The sequence below is a fragment of the Mariniflexile ostreae genome, from assembly GCF_042427585.1.
Classification (GTDB): Bacteria; Bacteroidota; Bacteroidia; order Flavobacteriales; family Flavobacteriaceae; genus Pseudalgibacter; species Pseudalgibacter ostreae.
The window spans coordinates 1-773 of sequence record NZ_JBHMFC010000088.1 but is presented as its reverse complement, the minus strand read 5'-3'; the positions used below and the strand labels follow the sequence as shown (position 1 = coordinate 773).

General features: G+C 48.6%; 1 protein-coding gene. It reads left to right on the top strand.

The window, feature by feature from the left end:
- Positions 1-186: 186 nt before the first annotated feature.
- On the top strand, positions 187-773 hold a 587-nt coding region (locus ACFFU9_RS13290), incomplete at its 3' end, for a hypothetical protein (RefSeq protein ID WP_379861969.1).

Genomic DNA, 773 nt, shown 5'->3' with positions numbered 1-773 from the left:
TAAGCATCGCCGATCAGGGTATCGATACCAGTAAAACGCTCGTCATAAAAGTAGACGGCCAAATGCGCACGCGGGTACGCCCAGGAGAAGCTGCCACCGTAAAGCCCCCCCCTGCTGTTTCCAGACCGGGCGCCACTCCCAAAGCTATCTTGGGAAGTCAGCCATAACAAAAATGACATATCGGGTATGTACACCGTTTTAAATGGAACGTTGCACATCCCTCCCATGGGCGTGGGAACAGTAGCAATAGAGGCCTTTAACCCTAAAACCCAAGAGCGCCTCACGGGCCGGTACACGATCGGCCATAACCAAGTAAGTGCCATAAGCACCTCCAAAGACACCATTAGCGTGCTTTATCGGGGCGAAACGAAGTCACAGCGGCACCAAGTAAAATTTACGGTCACTGAATTTACCATGCCCTATGACGCTGTTAAAGATGCCGACCTACAAGTACAATGGTGTATATATAGTAAAAAAAGCGACGTCAAGAAACACTTTGTAATTACGGATGATGGAAACAAACACAGTATTTCCAATGGTGCGAATGGAGAATTCAGTTATACAGGAACCTCCGAAAAGGAAGGCAAGTGGTATGTTGAAGCCTTCGCCAACAACCCAACGGGCTCTACGGACACAAGCAAGCTATTGACCGCCATACAGCCCAAAATAACCAAAGCCTATTGGGCGGACAGCAAAGGCAATAGGATAAACCGTAGCGGGTTTAAGCATACGGTCTACATGCACATAGAGACCGAAGGCTTGAGCGGTGAAAA